The organism is Hymenobacter sp. YIM 151500-1 (assembly GCF_025979885.1).
Lineage (GTDB): Bacteria > Bacteroidota > Bacteroidia > Cytophagales > Hymenobacteraceae > Hymenobacter.
This window is the reverse complement of record NZ_CP110139.1, coordinates 4506048-4528716: the sequence shown is the minus strand read 5'-3', so window position 1 is coordinate 4528716 and position 22669 is coordinate 4506048. Positions and strand designations below refer to the sequence as shown.

Genomic DNA, 22669 nt, shown 5'->3' with positions numbered 1-22669 from the left:
AGACCTAAGAGCCTTATGCAGCCTCGGTTTGGCGGGCCAGCAGCGCAATGCCTTCCTGGAAGGAATGAGGCTGGTAGCTTAGTTCCCGCTCGGCTTTGGTGATGATGAACCCCGTGCGCGCCGGGCGTTTGGCCGGCTGTGAAAAAGTACTGGCATCTACCCGCACAAGTAATGACTTATCCAGCTGGAAGAAGTCGGCTACTTGCAGGGCCATTTGGTAGGGCGTCAGCAGCTCCCGGCCGCTCAGGTGGTAGATGCCGGTGGCATTGCGTTGCGCAGCCAGCCAGCAGCCCTGGGCCAGGTCCTCGGCCAGCGTCGGGGTGCGGAGCTGGTCGTCCACCACGTTGATTTTCTGGCCGGCCCGCAGGGAGTCGCGCACCCACAGCACGATGTTGGTGCGGCCGTAGTCGTGGGCGGCGCCGTACACCAGCACCGTGCGCAAAATAGTCCAGGGCACCCGGCAGACCTGCACCACACGCTCGGCAGCCAGCTTGCTTTCCCCATAAAAATTTACCGGCGCGGGCGTGGCGTCTTCCGTCAGGGGCCCTTCTTCTCCGCTGAAGATAAAATCGGTGCTGAGATGGAGGAGGTGAGTACCCTGCTGCTCGCAGGCGGCCACTAAATACTCCACGGCCGTCACGTTCTGCAACCAGCACGCTTCCTGGTTTAGCTCACACTCATCTACCTGGGTCATGGCAGCCGTGTGCACGAGGTGAGTAGGCTTTTCCTGGGCCAGCACCCGCTCCACCTGAGCCCGGTCCGTCACATCGAGCGACACAAAGCGCACCTCCGGATACAGTTCAGCAAGCTTGTTGGCTCCCCGGGAAGTAGCAACCAGTTGCACCAGGGGCTGCCGGCGGAGCAATGCCACCAGCTTCTGGCCCAGCAGCCCATTGGAACCGGTAATGAGGAGCTTCATTTTTTAGGGCCTTGGGGGCTTAGGGACTTAGTGGATGTTCTGGTACAGGTGGCATTCTGAGACGTTACCGCACGAGCTTCTCATAGCTAAACAATTGATGCCAAAACGGTCAGGTAAAACAACGGCTCATGCTACTGTCAGAATGGCGTGCGGTGGCATTTCAGAATATCAGTTGTGCCTGAACAACAACTAAGACCCTAAGCAGAAAGTAGCCGACGACCCCACATCGTATCAGCGTTGTGCTTGAACAACTAAGACCCCAAGCCCCCAAGACCCTAAGCCCCTAATACTGATACCCGTAGAGTTCAGTAATCTTCTTCTTTTTGAGCTTTTCCACTTTCACCGTCATCTTCAGGTCGGTGAGGGGGCGGTTTCGCTCATTGGCAGGCTGCTGGGCAATTTTGTCCACCACTTCCTGCCCGCTGATAACCTGGCCGAACACCGTGTACTGGCCGTCGAGGTGGGGGGTGCCCTGGGGATTTTGCACGATGTAGAACTGCGAGGCGCTGCTGGCCCGCTGGGGGTTCACGAAGTCGGCGGTGCGGGCAGCGGCCACAGCGCCGGGATTGTGCCGGAACTCGGGCCGGATTTCGGCCGGAATCATCTTCTCATTGGGGGCGCCTTCGCCGTCATTATCGGGGTCGGTGTCCTTGGAGTTGGGGTCGCCGCCCTGAATCATGAAACCCGGAATGACCCGGTGAAACGTGGTGCCGTTGTAGAAGCCGCTTTCGGCCAGCTTCAGGAAGTTGGCCTTGTGCAGAGGCGTCTGCTCGAAAAGCACCAGCCGGATGTCGCCCTGCGGGGTGCTGATGGTTATTACTTCGTCTTTCTTGCTGGTTCGGGGGCGTTTGGCAGTCTTGGTCTGGGCTTGAGCAGCCGAGGCCACCAGCAACACGGCCATCAGCAGCGTGACTAATCGGGAGAGGATGTTCATAGAGTGAGGTAGGTGTCGGAAACGGTAAAACTACGCAGTTTGAGCGGGGAGCCAGCGCGGCCCCTGCCAGCTGAGCGGCGGGTAGGCTGGCTAGCTGAGCTGGCGCTGCTGCCGGATGTCGTCGAGAATCTGCTGGCCACCGCGGGCCAGCACGGCCTCCGCCACCCGCACCCCAAGCGTCTCGGCGGCGGCTAGGGGCGCAGTCTGCTGTTCGTCCAACCAGTGTTGCCCATCGAGGCTGATAAGGCCGCCGTGCAGGCGCACCGTGCCACCGGGCGCCAGCGTAGCCAAGGCAAACGACGGAATGCTGCACCCGCCTTCCATGGTGCGCAGAAATGCCCGCTCGGCCACCAGGCACACGTGCGTGGCTTCGTGGTCGAGGATGCGGCGCAGCTTGGCCTTTAGGTCCGGCTCCAGGCTGCGGGCACACTCAATGGCAATGCTGCCCTGGCCGGTAGCGGGTACGTACTGGGTTTCGGGCAGCACAAACCGGATGAGGCTGTCGTACTCCATGCGGTGCACGCCGGCGTAGGCCAGTACCAGGCCGTGGTACTGGCCTTCTTCCAGCTTGCGCAGGCGGGTTTGGAGGTTGCCGCGGGCTTCGGCCGTAACGGCGTGGGGCAAAAACCGCTTGAGCATGGCCTTGCGCCGGGTGCTGCTGGTGCCCAGCACAAGGTCGGGGCGCTGGAGGTCCAGAGCGGGGTCGAAGCTGACGATTACGTCGTTGACCTGCTCGCGCTCCAGAAATGCCAGCAGCTCCAAATCGGCCGGAATCGAGCTTTGCACGTCTTTGGCGCTGTGCACGGCAATGTCTACGTGGCCGGTGCGCAGGCCTTGCTCCAGCTCCTCCGTGAATACGCCTTTGGCTCCGATTTTATCGAGGGAGCGGTCCAGCACCACGTCGCCGGTGGTGGTGATGATGACGATTTCCGGCGTGAGGCCGGCGGCCGCCAGGCGGTCGGCCACGTGCTGGGCTTGCCACAGGGCCAGCTTGCTGCCGCGCGTGCCGATGCGAATCGAGGATTTCAACTAAAAACTGAGAATTAAGAAGTAAAAATTCAGCAGCTTGCGCCACAGGCTACGGCCGGGCTTCTCCGAGCAGCCCTAGCAATTGCTTCAGCCGCGGGCTGCACTGCTGGTGCAAAGATACGGCAAGCCGCTGCCGGCCGCCGGCTATAGTTCGCTTAACACAGCCTATAGCTTTTTAGCAAGCTGTATTTTCCTGCTTCAAACACCCTGAGGCGCTATTTCTGGCCTTTCTTCTAGGCCTGGCGCAGCAGCTCGGCTACGCGCAGCGACGCATCTACGAACACCATGCGCGGGTTGGCGTTGCGCTCCACGTGGTAGTGCGCTTCGTTCAGCTCCTGCGTTAGCGGCCCGGCGTTGCGGGGCGTCACGTAGGTGCTGAAGCCTTTGATAAAGCCTTGCTCATTGGTAGGCAGATGGGGCACCAGTTGGGGGTCGAGGCCGAAGAGCAGCACCTTGCGCAGCAGGCCCAGGCCGTACTGCAAAAACTCCTTTTGGTTTTCGCGGCCCAGCTTCTGAAACTCGTCGCTTTTATCAAGCATGTCGGCCACCTTGTTGGCGTAGCAGGTGCGCATCCAGGCCACAAACAGGTCGAAGTAGTTGTGGTCGGTGGCGCCGGCGGCCGAGCTGAGCGAAGCCAGGGCGGTGCCCACGTTGCCTTCGGCCAGCTGGGCCAGCTGCCGGGCTTTTACTTCGGGCACGTGGTGGGTGTCGCGCAGCCAGGCCGTCAGCTCATCTTCCGCCAGGGCGCGCACCACCACGGGCTGCACCCGGCTCACAATCGTCGGCAGCAGCTGCTCGGGCGCGTAGCTGACCAGCAGAAACACCGTGGCGGGCGGCGGCTCCTCCAGTAGCTTGAGCACGGCGTTGGCCGCGGCCGGGTGCATCAGCTCGGGCAGCCAGATAACGACCAGCTTGAACTGGGCCTCGAAGGCTTTCAAACTCACCAGCCTGAGCAGTTGCAGGCTTTCTTCCTTCGAGATGCTGCCCTGCTTGTTGTCGGCCCCGATGTGCTGCATCCAGTCGTTGAGGCCTTGGTAGGGGTTGTCGAGCACGAAGCTGCGCCACTCGGCCGCGAACTTGCTGCTGGTGGCGTCCTTGGGCACGGCCTTGGTGCTGGTGACGGGCAGGATGAAGTTGAGGTCGGGGTGCACGAGCTTGTCGATTTTCTGACAGCTAGGGCAATTTCCGCACGAGTCCTCGGCCTCTGGCGTGCGGGCCTCGCAGTTCAGAAACGTGGCGTAGGCCAGAGCCAGGGCCAGGGCCGCCGAGCCCTCGGCCCCGCGAAACAGCTGGGCATGGGCCACGTGGTTGCGCCGCACACTCTGCACGAGCACCCGCTTCACCTCGCCGTGGCCCGGAATGTCAGAAAAGCGCATGGTTCGTTGTTCGCTGGTCGTTTTTCGTTGTCTGCTGGCGTTCGGTCTGGCGGCAGACTTCTCGCCTATGGCGAGGCGTCTGCCCGCCGGGGCATGGGGCAAGTCTCCCGACTTGCGGCCGCGCAGCGGCCAGCCGGTACCGCGCCGCCTAGGTGTAGCGCGAAGCTTGCGCTTCGCGCATTGTTGCACGGTCCTGTCAGGCGGACATCCTGCGCCGTATTGTTCTGGCAGGTCGCGAAGTAAAACTTCGCGTTACATCTTTGGTCGCTTAATAGCGGCACACGGCGCGGTACCGGCTGGCCGCCTTCGGCGGCCGCAAGTCGGGAGACTTGCCCCATGCCCCGGCGGGCAGACGCGGCAGCTAAGCTGCCTAAGTCTGCCGCCAGACCCATCAACTTACAGCTAAATCCCGGTTTCTGGCGCTGCGGGCGTGGCTCGTTCCCACGCCCGGTCATGGGCGGTGGCCTCGTACACGTGCTGCAGGATGGCCTGCTCGGTGGCATCATAGGCAAGGTTGCGGCGGGCCATGACGCGCTCCGCTACTTCGGCCACTTTGGGCAGCTTGAAGGTCTCGAAACCCGCGGCCCCGCCCCAGCTGAAGCTCGGAATGAACGTGCGCGGGAAGCCTGCCCCGAAGATGTTGGCCGCCACGCCTACCACCGTGCCCGTGTTGAACATCGTGTTGATGCCGCACTTGCTATGGTCGCCCATCATCAGCCCGCAAAATGTCTGGCCGGTGTTCACGAAGCGGCCCGCCGCGTGGCTCCAGATTTTCACCGGGGCGTAATTGTTCTTCAGGTTGGAGGTATTGGTATCGGCGCCCAGGTTGCACCACTCCCCTATCACGGAGTTGCCGAGGTAGCCGTCGTGGCCCTTGTTGCTGTAGCCCAGCAGGATGCTGTTGCCGACCTCGCCGCCCACCTTGCAGTAGGGCCCCACGGTGTTGTCGCCGCGCATTTTGGCGCCGGCATTGATGTGGGCCCCTTCGCCCAGGGCCAGCGGGCCGCTGATGATGGCGCCCTCGTGCACCTGGGAGTTGCGGCCCAGGTAAATGGGGCCGTTTTCAGCGTTCAGGATAGCCGCCCGAATCTTCACGCCCTCCTCAATAAAGATGTTCTCGGGGGCGTACACGATGGTGTGCGCGTCGCCGACGGGCTGGGACTGGCGGCCGCGGGTGAGCAGGTCGAAGTCGCGGCGGATTTCGGCGCCGTTGCGCAAAAACAGGTGCCACACCTCCCGAATCACCGTCACGGGCTCCGCTACCGCGCGGGTGCGCCGAAAGCCGTCCTGAATCAGCTCGGCCACTTTCGACGCATCGGCCAGGTGGGCCGCCACCAGCAGCTCGCCGTCATACAGGGCCTCACCGGGCTGCAAGTCCTGCACCTGGCGGGCCAGCAGGTCGTCGGGGCACACGGCGCCGTTGATGACCAGGGCCGGGCCTTGCGTGTCGCCGGCCGGAAACTTGGCCTGCAAGTAGGCTTCGGTGAGGTAGCCCACGCGCCCGGCGCCCAAGCGGTGCTGCCACTTTTCGGCCAAGGTCAGGATGCCGCAGCGCAGGGCGGCCACGGGACGGGTAAACGTAAACGGCAGCAGCTGCGGCCGGATGGCTGGGTCGTCGAAAAGCAGAATATGCATGGGAGGTTAGCTGCAAGCTTCAGGCTGCAAGCTACAAGCCGCCGGCGAAACCGTCGGGGCCGTTGCGCCTGAGTGCGGAGACAAGCAAAGATGGATTCTACACTAAAAAAGGCTTCCGCTGGCTGAAACCAACGAAAGCCTTCAAAAAAGCTTGCAGCTTGTAGCGTACGGCTTGCAGCTACACAAAAAGCTACTTCTTCTTGTAGCGGTTCATGAACTTCTCTACGCGGCCCGCCGTGTCGATAAACACGTTTTTGCCGGTGTAGAAGGGGTGCGAGGCCGAGCTAACTTCCACCTTAATAACGGGGTAGGTTTTGCCGTCTTCCATCGTGATAGTCTCGTTCGAGTTCATGGTCGAACGGGTGATGAATTTGAAGTCGCTGGAAGTGTCCTGGAACACCACTTCGCGATACTCGGGGTGGATGTCTTTTTTCATGGTCGTAGTGCCGTTTGTACCTGAGTGCCTGCCGATTTTGCGGAAGGGACTACAAAAGTACACGGTAGCTGCGGATTTAAAAAGCCGACGTTTCTTTTTCCGCTGCCCAGGGGCTTCGCTCTTTCCAAACACACGGTTTTCTCTATTTTTGGGCCGCAAGATTCATATTGTTACACCTGTTTGATTCGTTACTGTGCCATGTTTTCGTAGCATGGCATCTGGTTTATGAACAAGAAAACGGTTTTCCGCGGCGCCTTTCTGCTTGGCGCGTTATGGCTGATGGGCGTCGTGACGCTGCCCCAGCCCCAACCGACAGCCAAGGCCTATGCCGCCGCCCGCCGCCAACCTGCCCCGCCCGCTCCGCTTCAACGCGCCTGGAACACGGTGCGCCTGATGCTGCGCTAGCCGCCTGCCGACTTCTGCTCACCTATGCGCCTTTGCTTCGCTACCAACAACCTGCACAAGCTCGCCGAAGTGCGGCCCCTGCTGTCTTCCTCCCTTGAGCTGCTCAGCCTCCAGGACATCGGCTGCCGGGAAGAGCTGCCCGAAACCCAGGACACGCTGGAAGGCAACGCCCGCCAGAAAGCCGAATACGTGTGGGAACACTACCGCGTGGCTTGTTTCGCCGACGATACTGGCCTGGAGGTAGCGGCCCTGTACGGCGCGCCCGGCGTGTACTCGGCCCGCTACGCCGGCCCCCAGCGCTCCGCCCCCGACAACGTGCAAAAGCTGCTACAGGAACTCCAAGGCGCCCCCGACCGCTCGGCGGCGTTTCGTACTGTGGTAGCCTTGGTGGGCCTCACCCCCGAGCCTCAGCTGTTTGCCGGCGCCGTGCCCGGCCTCATCACCGAAGTGCCCCGCGGGCTCGATGGCTTCGGCTACGACCCCGTGTTTCAGCCGAACGAAGGCGACGGCCGCACATTTGCTGAGATGACCCTGGCTGAGAAAAACACGCTTAGCCACCGCGCCCGCGCCGTTGCCGGGCTGGTGAGCTATCTGCAAAAGACGGCGAAGTAAGTTCCCTGCGAAATGGGGCGGTGCCCCGTGCCGCCTATGCAGAAGGCTCCGGCCTCCCCCGCCAGAACGAGCCCCGTTTGCTGTCATTCAAACGGCGCGGACGAGTGCGGGCCAGAGGCCCGCTAACAGGCAGCACGGGACACAGCGCCGCCCCATCAGGAGCCATCAAGAACTTCTCTGTCGGACCATTTTTCCGTGCTGCTCGGGTAGATTATCTATTTTTGCAGGGTTGGCCCCGGCGGTACGGGCCTTTTCTCTGTAGCATGCAACACCCCTTTATTGTTGGTATCACGGGCGGCAGCGCCTCCGGCAAAACCACGTTTCTGCGCCGGCTGCTGGCCTCGTTTGCCGAAGACGAAATCTGCCTGATTTCGCAGGACAACTACTACCACCCGCGTGAGAGCCAGCAAGTTGACGCCCAAGGCGTCACCAACTTCGACCTGCCGTCCAGTATTGATTCCCAGGCCTATGCCGCCGATGTGCTGCGCATTAGCCAGGGCCAGGAGGTGCGCCGCCGCGAATACACCTTCAACAACCCCAACGCTACCCCGAGTGAGCTGGTGTTTCGGCCCGCGCCCATTGTGGTGGTAGAAGGCATCTTCGTGTTTTACTTCGAGGAGGTAGCTCGGCTGCTCGACCTGAAGGTGTACATCGACGCGCGGGAGCACGTGAAGCTACAGCGCCGCATCGTGCGCGACCGGGACGAGCGGGGCTACGACCTGGAAGATGTGCTCTACCGCTACACCCACCACGTGGCGCCCACCTACGAGAAGTACATCAAGCCCTTCAAGCACGACGCCGACCTCATCATCCCCAATAACCGGCACTTCGACCGGGGCCTGGACGTGCTTGTGTCCTTTCTGCGAGGTAAAATCTGAATCGCGGATTACGCGGATTTCTGGATTGCGCGGATTTCGGTGACGAATACGACCGTGTTGCTTAGCCTGCGGCTTTACAAACGACAAGAGCTTGCCCAAGGCAAGCTCTTGTCGTTTGTAAAGCCCATATTGCTTCGTTCTCGTTTGTAAAGCACGTGTTGCCTGGTACGTACTCGTCACCGAAATCCGCGCAATCCAGAAATCCGCGATTCAAACAGTTATATTTGTAGCCCTTGCGTTTGGTCATGGTGTCTGCTTTTTCTTCGGTTGCGGCTTACGTGCGTTTTGCGCTGCTCACGGCTTCGGTGCTGTTTGTGCTGGCGCTGAACCACCAGGCCGTGTCTACGCTGCGGGTGCCGGCTGGCGGCGCGGCGCGGGTGGGCCTGCCACCCAAAGCCGCCGTGGTGAAGCAGAAGGTAACCCTGGAAGCCACCGGCCACTTGCACATGCTGGTGGCGCCGGCCGCCGATGCCTGGCTGCCCTGGCCTGACCCGCTGAGCTGGCGGCCGGCCCTGCGGCGGGCCCTAGCCGTGCCTCGCCTGCGGGCCGGCATCCGGCCGGCCGTCATGTTCTGCGCCCGGCTGTTGGGCGCTTCGGTGTCGCCGCAGGCTCCGTAGCGGCGCGTTATGACTCGTGGCGCTGGTGCTTCAGCGCCGGCTTTTGTAGCCGCCGGGCCCGGAGTGGGCAGCGGCCTTCCGTTTGGCCCGGCTTCCTTTCTGATTTCTTTCCGTTTACTTTTTTCCGATGCGTAATAAAGGACTCATCATTACGCTGACGCTGCTCGTGTCGGCGTTGTGCATCTACTTTCTTTCCCTCACGCTCATCTCGCGCGGCGTCCAAAAAGATGCCGTAACCTATGCCAGCCGCACTGGCCGCCTGGATGAGAAGAAGCGCCAGCACTACCTCGACTCGGTGTGGCGCGCGCCTGTGTTTGGGCCCTTGACCTACAAAGACGTGCGCACCTCGGAGCTGGGCTTGGGCCTGGACCTGAAGGGCGGCATGCACGTGACGCTGGAAGTGTCACCGGTGGAGATTGTGCGCGCCATGAGCGGCAACTCCAAAGACCCAGCCTTCACCCGCGCCCTGGCCAGGGCTCAGGAGCTGCAGAAAACCAACCCTTCGACCCCGTTCACGACGCTGTTTGCGCAGTCGTTCCGCGAGGTGGCGCCCACCGATAAGCTGGCCCGCATCTTCGCCAACACGACCAACAAGAGCCGCGGCATCGACATTAACTCGACCAACGAGAAGGTGATTGGCGAAATCAACCAGGAGGTGGAAGAAGCCATTGACCGGTCGTTTAACATCCTGCGCACCCGCGTAGACAAGTTCGGTACCAGCCAGCCCAACATTCAGCGGGTGAAAGGCACGGGCCGCATCCAGATTGAGCTGCCCGGCGTGGACAACCCCGACCGGGTGCGTAAGCTGCTCCAGGGCCAGGCCAAGCTGGAGTTCTGGGAAGTGTGGCGGGCCGATGAGTTTTCGCCCTACCTGGCCCAGCTCGACCAGGTACTGAGCGCCAAGCAGCAGGCCAGCGCCGCCGTAAAGTCGGCTACTACCGACACCACCGCTACGGCCGCCGCTGCCACCGCCGGCGACTCTACCTCCCTGGCCAGCCAGCTGGCTAAGAAGAAGCCTGCTACAGCGGCCAAAGCCGACTCGGCTGCCCCGCAGAAAAGCGTGCTGGCTGGTCTGTTTACCATGCCCGGTACCCTGGGCACCAACATCCGGGACACGGCCCGCGTGAATGCCGTGCTGCGCAGCCCCGACGTGCGCGCCGTGCTGCCCAGCAACCTTACCTTCATGTGGGGTGTGAAGCCCGACGTTATCGAAGGCCAGGAATACCTACAGCTGTACGCCATCCGGAAGTCGCGCGACGGCGAGGCCCCGATTGGCGGCGAGGTGATCAGTGACGCCCGCGGCGACATTGACCCCACCAACGGCCGGGCCGAGGTGAGCATGCAGATGAACCCCACCGGGGCCCGCAAGTGGCAGCGCCTGACGGCCGCCAACATCGGCCGCCAGGTGGCCATTGTGCTCGACGACTACGTGTACTCGGCGCCGGTGGTGCAGGCCGAAATTGCGGGCGGCAACTCCAGCATCTCGGGCAACTTCCAGATCGAGGAAGCCCAGGACCTGGCCAGCGTGCTGAAAGCCGGTAAGCTGCCCGCTCCTACCCGCATCGTGGAAGAAGCCGTGGTGGGTCCGTCGCTGGGTCAGGAAGCCATCAACCAGGGCCTGTACTCCACGCTGGGCGGGCTGGCCGTTATCATGCTGTTCATGGCCCTGTACTACGGCCGCGCCGGGGTGGTAGCCGATGCGGCCCTGCTGTTCAACCTGTTCCTGATCATGGGGGTACTGGCGCAGTTCTCCTTTGCCCTTACCCTGCCCGGCATTGCCGGCCTGCTGCTGGTTATTGCCGCTTCGGTAGATGCCAACGTGCTCATCTTTGAGCGGATTCGGGAAGAACTGAACCACGGCTTGCAGCTGAAGGACGCCATTGCCAAAGGCTACTCCCGCGCCTTCTCAGCCATCTTCGACTCCAACGTTACCACGCTTATCATTGCCCTGATTCTGGGCTTCTTTGGCACGGGTCCGGTGCAGAACTTCGCCATTACGCTGGGCATCGGCGTGTTTACCTCCTTCCTGTCGGCCGTGTACGTGTCGCGCCTCATTATTGAGTGGCTGGTGAAAGGCAAGGAAACTTCCTCGCTTTCGTTCAGCACGGCCCTCTCGCGCAACCTGTTCAAGGGCCTCAACTTCGACATTGTAGGGAAGCGCAAACTGGCCTACGCCTTCTCGACGGTGATTATCGTCGTGGGTTTCGGGCTGATGTACTTGCAGGGCGGCCCCAACCTGGGCGTAGACTTCCGCGGGGGCCGGGCCTACATCGTGGACTTCAATAAGCCCATGGTGGCCTCCGACGTGCGCGACCTGCTGCACAACCAGTACTTTGCCGGCGCTGGCACCGAAGCCAAAACCTTTGGTAGCCCCAACCGCCTGCGCATCACCACCGGTTACCTGGCCGATGACGAAAGCGTGGAGGCCGACAAGAAAGTGGAAACCGCCCTGCTGACGGGTCTGAAAGCCAAGTACAGCGCCGAAAACCCCGTGGTGCAGAGCACCTCGAAAGTAGGCGCCACCATTGCCGACGACATCAAGAAAACCTCGGTGCTGAGCCTGGGCCTGACCTTGCTGGCCATCTTCGTGTACGTGCTGTTCCGCTTCGAGAAGTGGCAGTACTCAATGGCGGCCGTGGTGTCCTTGTTCCACGACGCTCTTATTCTGATTGCCTCCTTCCCGATTGCGCGGGCCCTGGGCCTGAACTACGAGATGGACCAGGTGTTCGTGGCGGCCGTGCTGACCACCATCGGCTTCTCCATGAACGACACCATCGTTATCTACGACCGAATCAGGGAATATCTGCGCGAAAACAAGCACCTGACCTTTGCGCAGGTGGTAAACCCGGCCCTGAACAGCACCTTCTCCCGGACGATGATTACGTTCACGACGGTGTTTCTGGTGATGCTGGTGCTCTACATCTTCGGGGGCGAAACGCTCCGCTCGTTCTCGTTTGCCATGCTCATCGGTATCATCTTCGGTACCTACTCCTCGCTCTTCATTGCGGCTCCGCTCATTCTGGACACCTACGGCCGCAAGGAGAAGGAGCGCCTGAACACGACCACCGACGTGGATGCACCCAAGCTGAGCACCGCCCAGGTGTAATAAGGTAGTAGGATGTGGGTAGTGGGTAGTTGGACAGGAATTCCTGGTCGAACACCCAGCTGCCTACATCCAACTACCCACATCCTGCTATCAAAAATGCCCGGCCCCGGAAGGTGGTCGGGCTTTTTTATTACTTTTTTGAATGCTTAGGCAACCATTTGCTAGCCTCCTCCGAGTGGACAACTACTAAGACGCTCCGCCGCTGTGGGTACTCCTGAACCAGATTCTGCGCTGCTCCTTGAGCTGCTGGCCGGTTGCCGAGCGGCAGACCGTACCAGCCAGCGGCACTTGTACGTGCGGTATTACCCCTACGCGCTCAGCATCTGCCTGCGCTACCTGCACGAGCGGGATGCTGCTCTGGAAGCCGTAAACGACGGCTTCATGAAGGTTTTCCGGGAGCTGCCCCGCTTCGACGCCGCCCGCTTCCCGGATGTGGCCGGCTCGCTGCGCGGATGGCTGCGGCGCATCATGGTGCGCACGGCCATCGACCAGTTTCGAGCCACGCACCGCCACGCCTTCCACACCGACCTCGACAGCGCCGAAGCTCACCTCGCCGCCGACCCTGGCCTTACCCCCGTGGACCAGTTCTCGTTTGAGGAGCTGCTGCGGCTGATTGGGCAGCTGCCGCCGGCTTACCGGGCGGTGTTCAACCTCTACGCCATCGACGGCTACACCCACGAGGAAATAGCCAAGCAGCTGGGCATTTCGGTGGGTGCCTCCAAGTCCAACTTATTCAAGGCCCGCGCGCAGCTGCGGGCGTTGCTTACTCAGTACCAACACCATGCACACACCGGATATGTCAGATGAAGAGCTGGACCGCCTGTTTCAGCGCGGCGCCGAGGCATATCCCGACGAGATATCCTTGGCCGGCTGGCTGCGCCTGAGCACTCAGCTCGACGAAGCCGCGTATCAACGCCAGCTTCGGCGGCAGGTGTGGCGCCGGGTGGCGGTGTTGTTTTTGCTGGAAATGGGTCTGGTGGGCCTGCTACTGCTGTGGTGGCAGCGCCCAGCCTCCCCGGATGCTCACCTGGCAAGCCGCCCAGCTGTCCGGCCAGCTACTGCCCCAAGCGAGGCTGCTGCCAAGCAATCTGGTGGGCTAACCCGCCGGGCGCGGGTAAGTCAACCAGCACCCCCAAATGCTACCGCGCGGGGGGCGGCCCAGCCGGGCGCAGCAGTCATGGAAGCCCCGGCCCAGGTACCAGCCGGCCAGCCGTCCGCCCCGGCGGCACCTGTAGCCGAGACTTCCTTCCAGACCGCCCCTCGCTCCGGCACCGTGGGCCGGGCGCCGCGGCAGTTGCTGCCAGCGGCTCAGCGGCCGGCGCAGCTCGCAAAAACGCCTGCTCGTATGCGCCCGGCCGCTGCCACCGAGCCTGGTGCTAGCCTGGCCCAAGCTCCAACAGCAGCCCCAACCCCAGCCGAACCCGCAGCAGTAGCTACAGCCCAGCCCACCGCAGCGGCCGCAGCTTCACCTACTCCCACCGCTCCCACCGCCACCCACCCGACTACCGCTGCCGACACCTTGGCCCGCCCCGTACCGACCGATTCTGTGGCCGCCGCGCCCCGCCCCGCCCCGGCCGACTCGATACGGCAGCCAGAAGCTGCGCCCCAGCTGCCCAAGGCTCCGGTATACCGCGTGGGAGTGGCCTTGGTGGGCGGGCCGGAAGCGGCCCAGATACCGGGCGGTCCGGCGGCCCGGCTGGGCGGCACGCTGGGAGTGCAGGTCGATGTTCGCCTGGCGCCTCGCTGGCGGGTGCGTGCAGGAGTGCAGCGCAGCGTGAAGCGCTACGCCGCCCGCCAGCAGGACTACAATCCACCGCCGAATTACTGGACCCAGCGGTATGTCATAGACCAGGTAGATGCTAACTGCCGCATCACAGAAATTCCGCTGGAGCTGCGCTATGATGCCGTAGTTCGGGCCGGCCACACGTGGTACGCCACGGGCGGCGTCACCTCGGTGCTGATGCGTAACGAGCGATACGCCTATCACTACGAAAGGAACGGGCAGTACGTGGTGAGCAGCTGGAGCCTGCCCCGCGGCAGCGAAGCCGCAGCCCGCTTTCTGCGGGTGGGAGCAGGCTACGAGCACCGCCTCAACGGCCGTTGGGGCGTGCAGGCCGAGCCTTTTCTGAACGTACCCTTGGGCGGCGTCGGCTTCGGTAAAGTGCGCTTTACCAGCGGCGGGCTGCTGCTGGGCCTGCGCTACGGGCTGCTGGCACCGCGCCCGGCGCCGCTTGCTACTCCTTAAACGTTTTCCCCGCTTTTCCTGCTGTGCAAAACCCGGCTTCTGGCCGGGACGGGAAACGCTTGCCTTTCTGGAAGCACACCCAACTAGTCCCGGCGCATTCAAACGCCAATCACCAGACACTCTTTTTTTCTCACACTAACTTCTTCAACCCTATGCCGTACTCCTTCGCCATGGGCCCTACGGGCCTGCTCCGCCGTCCACTGGCTTTCCTCTGCCTGCTGCTGGGCCTGCTGGCTGGCTGCAACAACTCAGATTCGGACGACCAACCCGCCCCGCCCGCGCCTACCATTCAACTGGCTACCTCGCCTGCGCTGGGCTCCTTCCTGACCGATAAGGATGGCAACACGCTCTACTACTTTGCCCGCGACGTCGACGGCACCAACGCGTGCAGCGGCGGGTGCGCGGCCGTCTGGCCCGTTTTTTACACCGAAGACATCCGGGTGAGCGGCGACCTGCAAGCCAATGACTTCAAAACCCAGAACACGGCCAGCGGCCAGCCGCAAACCACCTACAAGGGGTGGCCGCTGTACTATTATGCGCCAGCGGTAAACGGCCAGAACGTGCGGGAGCAGCCCGGCCAAACCACCGGCAACGGCATCGGCAACGTGTGGTACGTAATGGAGCCGGCGTTTTCAATCCAGGTTGCCACTAAGAGCGTGGTTGATAAATCGACCGGGCAGGCAGCGGTGCGCAGCTTTCTGGTCGACTCGCAGGGCCGCACGCTGTATACGTTCGGCAAAGACACCCGCAGCCCTTCAACCCAGCCCACCAACTGCACCGGCAACTGCCAAACGGCCTGGCCGACTTTCTACACGGCCAGCCGGGTGTTTCCCTCGGCCCTAACTGCTACCGATTTCGGCACCATTACCCGCACCACTACTACCACCGCTGGCCCCTACGGCGAGGCCACCAATCAGCAGCTCACCTACAAAGGCCGGCCGCTGTACTACTTCGCCGCCGATGCCCTGACCCGCGGCAAGGTGGAAGGCCAGGGTGTAACGACTAGCGAAGGCGACCAGTGGCAGGTAGCCCTACCGTAAGATGCGCCGGCCACACAGCAAAAAAAAGCTCCAGCCGCAGTGCGGCTGGAGCTTCAACGTCTCGGGAGACCCGCTCGATTACTGGAGCACGCCTTCGGCTACCACTTCTTTCACTTCAGGCACCATGCGCTTGAGCAGGTTTTCGATGCCCGACTTCAGTGTAACCGTAGCCGAGGGGCAGCCGGAGCAGGAGCCTTGCAGATTTACGGTCACGATGCCTTCTTTGTAGGAGCGGAAGGTGATGTTACCACCGTCTTGCTCCACGGCCGGGCGCACGTAGTTGTCGAGCAGGTCGATGATTTTCTGGCTGGTTTGCTGATCGGCCTCGGAGGCGTCGCCGGTGGCGGCAGCGGCTTGCTGGGCGGCCCGCTGCTCGGCAGCGGGGTCCACGGTGAAGATGGGGCCGCCAGCTTCCACGTACGACTTCAGGAAGGTGCGCAGCTCCGGAATCAGCTGGGCCCACTGGTGGTCGGTGGTTTTGGTGATAGTGACGAAGTTCTGGGCGATGAACACCCGGCCCACGTAATCGAAATTGAACAACTCCTGGGCCAGTGGCGAGTTGGCCGCGGCTTCCAGATTAGGATAGTCCACGCTCACCCCGTCGCTCAGCAGCTGGGTGTTCAGCACAAACTTCATGGACTCAGGATTGGGCGAAGCCTCGGCGTAAATGGAAACGGGCGTATTCATGGGATATAGGGTCTGAAAAACAAGAAGGAAGCCACGCAGTCAGCAATTCTTCGGCGGCTCAGTGATGATAAACCACAAACCAGCCAGGAAGTTGCAACCAGCTCTGCAAAGGTACACGACGGCCAGTTATCGGAAGGCCATGCTCCCGATGTAGACCCAGCGCTATTCGGCAATCAGTATAAAGCCCAATACCAAATTTTGTATTCTCGCTGCTCACTCAGCCCTGCCCGGTAACTGCTCGGCCAGGGCCGCGTACCACTGGCTGACGCCCTTTTATCTATCTTTCTTCATGTTCAGCCGCCTCACTACCGCCCTGTTTCGCCCCATTGATATTGCCTGGCTGGTGGTGTTTCGGGTGGGGGCCGGGTGGCTGTTGGCCCTGGAAATGGCGGGCAGCCTGGCCCTGGGCTACTGGCGCGAGTATACCGAGCCCAAACTGCACTTCTCTTACCTGCTGACCAGTTGGCTACCGGCTTGGCCGCCCGCCGTGATGCTGGGCCTGCACGTGGGCGCCGTGGTGGCGGGGGTAGCGGTGGCGGCGGGCTGGCGCTACCGCCCGGCGGCCGTGGTGCTCTGCGTGTGCTACACTCTGCTATTCCTGGCCGAGGAAACCCGCTTTATCAACCATTTTTACCTGTACTGCCTCGTGGCAGGGTGGCTGGCGCTGCTGCCGGCCCACCGCGCCGCCTCCGCCGACGTGCGCGCCGGCCGCGTGCTGCCCGCCGCTACCGTGCCCGCCTGGACGCGCTTGGTGTTGCTGTTCCAGCTAAGTGTGGTGTACTTCTACGCCGGCCTGGCCAAGCTGAACCCCGACTGGCTGCTGGCGCATCCGCTGAGCGTGTGGCTGGCGCCCAAGGCCAGCTACCCGGTGGTGGGCGGCGTGCTGGGCCAGCCCTGGCTGCCCTGGTTGATGAGTTACGCTGGCCTGGCCTTCGACCTGCTGGTGGTGCCGGGGCTGCTGTGGCGCCGCAGTCGGCCCTGGGTGTTTGGGGTAGCCGCTTTCTTTCACTTGTCCAATGTGGTCATCTTCGGGCTGGGCACGTTTCCGTGGTTTTCGCTGCTGATGACGGCTTGCATATTTTTTCGGCCCGACTGGCCCCGCCGCACGCCGGTCCTGGGGCGGTGGCTGGCCCAGCGAGTGCCGGCCACAGAGGCCAAGTCAACTTTCCGGGTTCCGAGCCGCGGCCAAGTGCGGGTCTTGGTAACGAGCTTGGGCCTCTACGCCGTGGTGCAGTTGCTGGTGCCTCTGCGCCACTTCCTGTACCCCGGCGACGTGCACTGGACCGAGGAAGGCCACCACTTTGCCTGGCACATGATGCTGCGGGCCAAGCAAGGAACCATCAGCTTCCGGGTGGTGCTGCCCGACGGCCGCACCGAAGTAGTACACCCCGACGCCTACCTCACTCGCCGGCAGTGCCACAAGCTCGCCGCCCAGCCCGACCTCATCCTGCAATTCGCCCATTTCCTCGCCGCCGAGTACGCCCGGCAGGGTCGCGGCCACGTGCAGGTTTTCGCCGACTCCTGGCTGACCATGAACCGCCGCCCACCCCGCCCCCTCGTCCGCTCCGACGTGGACCTGGCCGCCCAACCCCGCACCTTTGCCCTCTATCCCTGGATAGCCCCAGCTCCGCCGATGGAATAGATTCAAATGTGGGGAATATGAGAAATGTGGGAGAATGTGGAAATGAACGAAAAGCCCCAGCGGAGCGACACTTGACGTCTGCGGACGGCTGTGTCGCCTCGCTGAGGCTTTGTACACGGAATGGACACCAGTTTCTACCGCTAGGCCGCCCTGCTAGGCCTCATCGTTCATTTTCACATTCCTCCTCATTTCTCCACATTTCTCACATTAAACTTTATTTCCCCTCGCCCGCAGTAGCATGTCGGCTAGTACTAGGCTGGTCATGGCGTCGACAATGGGGACGGCACGGGGCAGCACGCAGGGGTCGTGGCGGCCGCGGCCGGCCAGGGTGATTTCCTCGCCCTGGTCGTTGATAGTGGTTTGGGGCTGGAGGATGGTGGCCACGGGCTTGAAGGCCACGCGGAAGTAAATGTCCTGGCCGTTGCTGATGCCGCCCTGGATGCCGCCGGAATGATTGGTGCGGGTGCGTACTTGGCCCTGCTCATCCGTGTAGAAGGCGTCGTTGTGCTCGGAGCCGAAAAGCAGCGTGCCCGCAAAGCCCGAGCCGTACTCGAAACCCTTCACGGCATTGATGCTCAGCATGGCGCGACCCAGCCCGGCGTGCAGCTTATCGAACACCGGCTCGCCCAGGCCGGCGGGTACACCCCGCACCACACCCGTCACAAGTCCTCCCACGGTATCATGCCGGTCGCGGGTCTGGCGGATAAGGTCGGCCATGCGGGTGGCGGTTTCCGGGTGAGGGCAGCGCACCGGGTTGCTGTCGATGAGGCTGAGGTCGAGTTGCTCGTAGCCCACCGGTACCGCTACCGCGCCCACCTGCGACACGTAGCTGCTGACCTGGATACCGTGCTGGCTGAGCAGTTGCTGGGCCACGGCGCCGGCGGCCACGCGGGCAGCGGTTTCGCGGGCCGAGGAGCGGCCCCCGCCTCGGTAGTCGCGGCGGCCGTACTTCTGGTCGTAGGTGTAGTCGGCGTGGGAGGGGCGGTAGGCGTGCTCGATGTGGGAGTAGTCGTGGCTGTGCTGGTCACGGTTGCGGATGTAGAGGCTGATGGGCGTGCCGGTGGTCTGCCCCTGAAAGATGCCCGACTGAATTTCCACCCGGTCTTCTTCCTGCCGCGGCGTGGTTAGGTCACTCTGCCCCGGCCGGCGCCGGTCCAGCGCTGCCTGTAGCACGGCTTCGTCCACCACCAGTCCGGCCGGACACCCATCAATTACCACCCCAATCCCCGGCCCGTGCGACTCGCCAAATGTAGTAATGCGAAACAAGGTGCCGAAAGTATTCATGTGGTGAGGTGGCTTGTGGTGAGTGGTAAAGGTAAGGAGGTGATGGGGTGAAGAGGTGATGGGGTGAAGAGGTGATGGGGTGAAGAGGTGATGGGGTGAAGAGGTGATGGGGTGAAGAGGTGATGGGGTGAAGAGGTGATGGGGTGAAGAGGTGGAACGTCATGCTGAGCCCCGCGAAGCATCTCTACCTCTGGCTAACTTCTTGACGCCTGTTCAACGAAGCGGGCGAGATGCTTCGCGGGGCTCAGCATGACAGTTGCCGTCAGCAACGAAGCGGTAGAGATGCTTCGACTACGCCTCCGGCTGCGCTCAGCATGACCTTCTTTTCCACTCACCACCTCACTACTCACCACCTCATTATCCATCCCCTCACCGCTGCCCGCGCCACCAGCCGATGCCGGCTACAACCAGTAGGGCCAGCAGTAACAGATTGGCATATCGGCGCACTGACTGGTAGACATTGATGGGCTGGGGCGTGGCGTCGGCGCGGGCCAAGGCTTCGCGGTAGAACGGGTCGGTGGAACGGGCGCGCAGGGCGGTTTCGGCGCGGGCCGGGCCGCGCACAATGGGGTGCAGCGAGGAGCGCAGCGTGTCGTAGCGGGCCGTAGCGGGGTTGAACACCACCAGCTGAAACAGGCTGTCGAGGGGTACTGCGCCGGGGCGGCGGGCCACCAGCCGGAAGCGGAAGCTCTTACGGCCGCCTACGCGGCCAGCTTGGCGGGTCAGGCGCTGCTCCACTTCCGGGCCGTAGAGCTCCAGGTAACGCGGCGGCACGGGAGCTGGCAGGTTTAGGGCGGCCAAGTTGCCTTCGCCCTCTACCACAAACGTGTAGGCAAAGGCCCGGCCTGTGCGGAAAGTTGTCCGGTCAATGGCTTCGCGCAACTGGTAGGAGCCCACCGGCACCTGGTCGCGCAAAGGGTGACGTGGCAGGGGCAGCACCGGCACCGTGCGGGCCTGGGAGCGGTAAGTTTTGTAGCCTTCCAGGCGGTTGTCGAGGTCGGGGTCGGACTTCTTGGCCAGCCGGTACTTCAGCATCCGCAGCTCCACGGCCGGAAACACCAGCGGCTGGGTGTTCAGCGGGTACAGCTCGGCCTGCCACAGTCGGTAGCGCAAAAACGGCTTGCCGCCCACCGTTACGTTTTCGGGGGTCACCTCTTGGTCATCGAAGCTTTCTTCCCACACGGTGCGCTGCCGCAGCTGCCGGATGATGCCGGGCAGCTGGCCCGCAAAATTGTGGAAGTTGAGCACGGCTTGGTCCTGGGGCGTGAGGTAGAAGTACAGGGCCACGTGCAAGCCCTGCCCCACGTACACGCGGGGCCGGTCGGCTTGCACGGCCAAAAAAGCGTCGTCGTGAGGCTCCAGGTACTCCTGGGGCTTCTGCTTGCCAAAAAGCTGGTCAAGCGACCCAATACCCTGCAACGGCCCACTGCCTGCTGGGGGCGCGGGGGCTGTAGCCACTCCTTCCGGCCCCACCTTCAACGTAGCGCCCTCCGAGCGGATAGTCAGGCCATTCACGGTCATGGTGAAAGGCTTGAGCACGTACTCGCCCTCGGCGTAGGCGGCGTAGCGCTGGGTAATGGTCAGCTCGGTAGACGTTTGGCCTGCTACGATGCGTGTAGTAGTGGTGCTGGACTTGCCGCTGCGCTTGAATCCTTCAATGTCGGGGAAGGCGGAATAGCGCTCCAGCGGCGCGCCCCGCAGCCGAAAGCTGATGGTAAAGTATTCGTTGACTGGAAAAGCGGTTTTGCCCAGCACGAGGTCGGCCTCCGGGGCCGATGCTGGTGGGGCAGCCTGCTGAGCCACGCCCGACAGCCCTACTAGCAGGCCAATAAAAAAAAGCAGAAAAAAGCGCATGAACAGTAGCTAGCAAGCTTGAAGCTTAAAAGTACATAAAAACACCGCCTGCGTTGTCGGAAAGGCATTTCTTCTGGAAAGACAAGGTTCTAAACTGAGTGCAATAAGATGGTTTTCCGGTGCTGACTTTGTAGTCGAGTTACAAAATTTTGTTCTAGGTGAATCTGGCTGTCTAGATAGCTCCGTATCTTCCCGCAACATAGCCTACTCCCCTTTTCTGCCAGTTTCTCGCAAAAACCGCCGCTTTGGTGGGTGGCTGATTATTGCCTTTATTTTTCACCATTCTCACCCCTTCTCCCATGTCCAACATCCCGCAACGCGGTGGCGACGACGCGGAATTCGCTAAACCGTTGTACACGCCCATCAAGCGTCGTTCCTTCTTCATGTACGCTGGTGCCACGGCCGGTGCCACGGCCCTGCTGCTATCTGGCTGCGACGATGACGAAGAAACCGTTACCAACAACAATTCTACCGTAAGCCTGGGTTCAGGCGACGTGGGCGTGCTGAACTACGCCTATGCCCTGGAGCAGCTGGAAGCCGCTTTCTACAAGCAAGTGGTAGCCACGCCTTACACCGGCATCACCACCGACGAGCGCATGGCCCTCACCGCCATTGCCCAGCACGAGGCCATTCACCGCGACTTCTTTAAGGCTGCCATTACACAAGCTGCGCCCAACCAGATTATCCCGGGTCTGAATCCTGATTTCAGCAAGGTGAATTTCTCGGACCGCAACTCGGTGCTCACCACGGCCCGCACGTTCGAGGACTTAGGCGTAGCTGCCTACAACGGTGCTGGTGCGCTCATCAAGACCGATGCTTACCTGCTGATTGCCGGCAAAATTGTGTCGGTAGAAGCCCGCCACGCTGCCTACATCCGGGACCTGATTACGCCCGGCAGCTTCTCCGCTTCCGACGTGGTAAACGCCCAGGGCCTCGACCAAGCGCTGACGGTATCGCAGGTGCTGACCGCCGCTCAGCCGTTCATCAAAGAAAAGATCAACGGCGACAACGTAGGCAAATAATCATCCTTCTCCTCTTTTGATTTTCCCGTACTATGAACCTGTTTAAGATAATTTCCGAGCTGGAGAAGGCTGATCCTGAAATCATGGACCGCCTCACCCACCGCCGCAGCGCCCTCACTGCCCTCGGCGACTTGAGCAAGAAAATGGCCCTGGCCGCCGCGCCCATTGCCATTGGCTCGGCTTTCAACAAAGCCATGGGCCAGAACACGCTGACCTCGGTGAATGCCGTGCTCAACTACGCCCTGCTGCTGGAGCGCCTGGAGTACAGCTTCTACGACCAGGCCCTGAAAGCCGCCACCCTCACCGTGCCCCTGACCGGTGCCGCCCGCACCGCCATTGAAACCATCCGGGCCCACGAGCTGGCCCACGTAAACCTGCTGGAAACCGCCTTGGGTAATGCCAAAGACCCGGCCCCGGCCAACGGTTTTGACTTCGGCTCGGCCTTCTCTACCTACAGCACCTTCCTGACGTTTGCTCAGGCGTTTGAGGACACCGGTGTGCGGGCCTATAAAGGCCAGGCTACGGTTATTAAGGGCGCCGGCAACCCCAACAACGTACTGCAAACGGCCCTGCAAATTCACTCGGTAGAAGCTCGCCACGCTGCCCACATTCGCTACATGCGCCGCGGTGCTACGGCCGGCAACCAGACTGGCATCATGCCGTGGGTTGTGAATGCCGATGCCAACGGCGCTCCGGCCCCCGTGTACGGCGCCGGCAACCCGGTAAACCTGTTCCCCGCCGAAGACAACCTGGCTCAGGGCGGTATTGCCAACCTGACTACTGCCCTTGGCACGACCTACACGGCCGCCGACGTTAGCGCCGCCTTCGATGAAGGCCTCGACAGCACCACCGTTACCAACATTGCCCGCTCGGTGGTGAAGTTCTAAGCTTCCTTTTTCATAGAAGTATCTAAAAGCGCCTTCCGTTTTGCGGAAGGCGCTTTTCTTT

At 62.2% G+C, this 22669-nt stretch carries 20 protein-coding genes; 11 read left to right on the top strand and 9 right to left on the bottom strand.

From position 1 onward, the window contains the following. Nucleotides 1-13 precede the first annotated feature (13 nt). From OIS53_RS18865 to OIS53_RS18840, 6 genes are all read right to left on the bottom strand, one after another. Entirely contained in the window at nucleotides 14-919 is a 906-nt protein-coding gene (locus OIS53_RS18865) for an SDR family oxidoreductase (RefSeq protein ID WP_264680128.1), read from the bottom strand. Between the two features lie 283 nt (nucleotides 920-1202). Beyond that, nucleotides 1203-1853, bottom strand: a complete 651-nt coding sequence (locus OIS53_RS18860; protein ID WP_264680127.1) for a peptidylprolyl isomerase — start codon at nucleotides 1851-1853, stop codon at nucleotides 1203-1205. Between the two features lie 90 nt (nucleotides 1854-1943). Beyond that, on the bottom strand, nucleotides 1944-2882 hold the full coding sequence (gene hemC, locus OIS53_RS18855) for a hydroxymethylbilane synthase (RefSeq protein ID WP_264680126.1): 939 nt from the start codon (nucleotides 2880-2882) through the stop codon (nucleotides 1944-1946). Nucleotides 2883-3115: 233 nt separating this feature from the next. Then, complete coding sequence (locus OIS53_RS18850) at nucleotides 3116-4258, bottom strand: DNA polymerase III subunit (RefSeq protein WP_264680125.1); 1143 nt, start codon at nucleotides 4256-4258, stop codon at nucleotides 3116-3118. 402 nt (nucleotides 4259-4660) lie between these two features. Beyond that, nucleotides 4661-5893, bottom strand: a complete 1233-nt coding sequence (locus OIS53_RS18845; protein ID WP_264680124.1) for a GlmU family protein — start codon at nucleotides 5891-5893, stop codon at nucleotides 4661-4663. Nucleotides 5894-6083: 190 nt separating this feature from the next. Then, on the bottom strand, nucleotides 6084-6329 hold the full coding sequence (locus OIS53_RS18840) for a type B 50S ribosomal protein L31 (RefSeq protein WP_264680122.1): 246 nt from the start codon (nucleotides 6327-6329) through the stop codon (nucleotides 6084-6086). A 225-nt stretch (nucleotides 6330-6554) separates the two neighbouring features. Between OIS53_RS18840 and OIS53_RS18835 the strand changes: the two genes are divergently transcribed. The 8 genes from OIS53_RS18835 to OIS53_RS18800 all read left to right on the top strand — a co-directional run bounded on the left by OIS53_RS18835 (nucleotide 6555) and on the right by OIS53_RS18800 (nucleotide 15232). Next, complete coding sequence (locus OIS53_RS18835) at nucleotides 6555-6734, top strand: hypothetical protein (protein ID WP_264680121.1); 180 nt, start codon at nucleotides 6555-6557, stop codon at nucleotides 6732-6734. Nucleotides 6735-6758: 24 nt separating this feature from the next. Next, complete coding sequence (rdgB, locus tag OIS53_RS18830; protein ID WP_264680120.1) at nucleotides 6759-7346, top strand: RdgB/HAM1 family non-canonical purine NTP pyrophosphatase; 588 nt, start codon at nucleotides 6759-6761, stop codon at nucleotides 7344-7346. Nucleotides 7347-7609: 263 nt separating this feature from the next. Then, on the top strand, nucleotides 7610-8224 hold the full coding sequence (locus tag OIS53_RS18825) for a uridine kinase family protein (protein ID WP_264680119.1): 615 nt from the start codon (nucleotides 7610-7612) through the stop codon (nucleotides 8222-8224). A gap of 245 nt (nucleotides 8225-8469) precedes the next feature. Further along, nucleotides 8470-8841 (top strand): hypothetical protein, encoded by a 372-nt coding sequence (locus OIS53_RS18820; RefSeq protein ID WP_264680118.1) that lies wholly within the window; start codon nucleotides 8470-8472, stop codon nucleotides 8839-8841. A gap of 127 nt (nucleotides 8842-8968) precedes the next feature. Next, a complete protein-coding gene (gene secDF, locus OIS53_RS18815) occupies nucleotides 8969-11947 on the top strand; it encodes a protein translocase subunit SecDF (protein WP_264680117.1) in 2979 nt (992 codons plus the stop codon). Between the two features lie 294 nt (nucleotides 11948-12241). Next, nucleotides 12242-12754 (top strand): RNA polymerase sigma factor, encoded by a 513-nt coding sequence (locus tag OIS53_RS18810; protein WP_319805494.1) that lies wholly within the window; start codon nucleotides 12242-12244, stop codon nucleotides 12752-12754. Continuing rightward, complete coding sequence (locus OIS53_RS18805) at nucleotides 12729-14192, top strand: hypothetical protein (RefSeq protein ID WP_264680115.1); 1464 nt, start codon at nucleotides 12729-12731, stop codon at nucleotides 14190-14192. The genes OIS53_RS18810 and OIS53_RS18805 overlap by 26 nt, the downstream gene beginning before the upstream one ends. Nucleotides 14193-14344: 152 nt before the next feature. Further along, nucleotides 14345-15232 carry a hypothetical protein gene (locus tag OIS53_RS18800; RefSeq protein ID WP_264680114.1) on the top strand — a complete coding sequence of 296 codons (888 nt, stop codon included), beginning with the start codon at nucleotides 14345-14347 and terminating at the stop codon, nucleotides 15230-15232. Between the two features lie 78 nt (nucleotides 15233-15310). Here OIS53_RS18800 and OIS53_RS18795 read toward each other — a convergent pair whose 3' ends face one another. Next, nucleotides 15311-15919, bottom strand: a complete 609-nt coding sequence (locus OIS53_RS18795; RefSeq protein ID WP_264680113.1) for a NifU family protein — start codon at nucleotides 15917-15919, stop codon at nucleotides 15311-15313. Between the two features lie 289 nt (nucleotides 15920-16208). Between OIS53_RS18795 and OIS53_RS18790 the strand changes: the two genes are divergently transcribed. Beyond that, nucleotides 16209-17561, top strand: coding sequence for an HTTM domain-containing protein (locus OIS53_RS18790; protein WP_264680112.1), 1353 nt, complete (start codon nucleotides 16209-16211; stop codon nucleotides 17559-17561). A gap of 207 nt (nucleotides 17562-17768) precedes the next feature. Here the strand turns inward: OIS53_RS18790 and aroC are convergent, their stop codons facing one another. Beyond that, on the bottom strand, nucleotides 17769-18845 hold the full coding sequence (aroC, locus tag OIS53_RS18785) for a chorismate synthase (RefSeq protein WP_264680111.1): 1077 nt from the start codon (nucleotides 18843-18845) through the stop codon (nucleotides 17769-17771). A gap of 369 nt (nucleotides 18846-19214) precedes the next feature. Beyond that, on the bottom strand, nucleotides 19215-20699 hold the full coding sequence (locus tag OIS53_RS18780) for a BatD family protein (protein WP_264680110.1): 1485 nt from the start codon (nucleotides 20697-20699) through the stop codon (nucleotides 19215-19217). 299 nt (nucleotides 20700-20998) lie between these two features. On the opposite strand from OIS53_RS18780, the gene OIS53_RS18775 reads away from it, so the two are divergent. Both OIS53_RS18775 and OIS53_RS18770 read left to right on the top strand, forming a co-directional pair. Beyond that, complete coding sequence (locus tag OIS53_RS18775; protein ID WP_264680109.1) at nucleotides 20999-21721, top strand: ferritin-like domain-containing protein; 723 nt, start codon at nucleotides 20999-21001, stop codon at nucleotides 21719-21721. A 32-nt stretch (nucleotides 21722-21753) separates the two neighbouring features. Continuing rightward, nucleotides 21754-22608, top strand: coding sequence for a ferritin-like domain-containing protein (locus OIS53_RS18770; protein WP_264680108.1), 855 nt, complete (start codon nucleotides 21754-21756; stop codon nucleotides 22606-22608). Nucleotides 22609-22669: the final 61 nt, after the last annotated feature.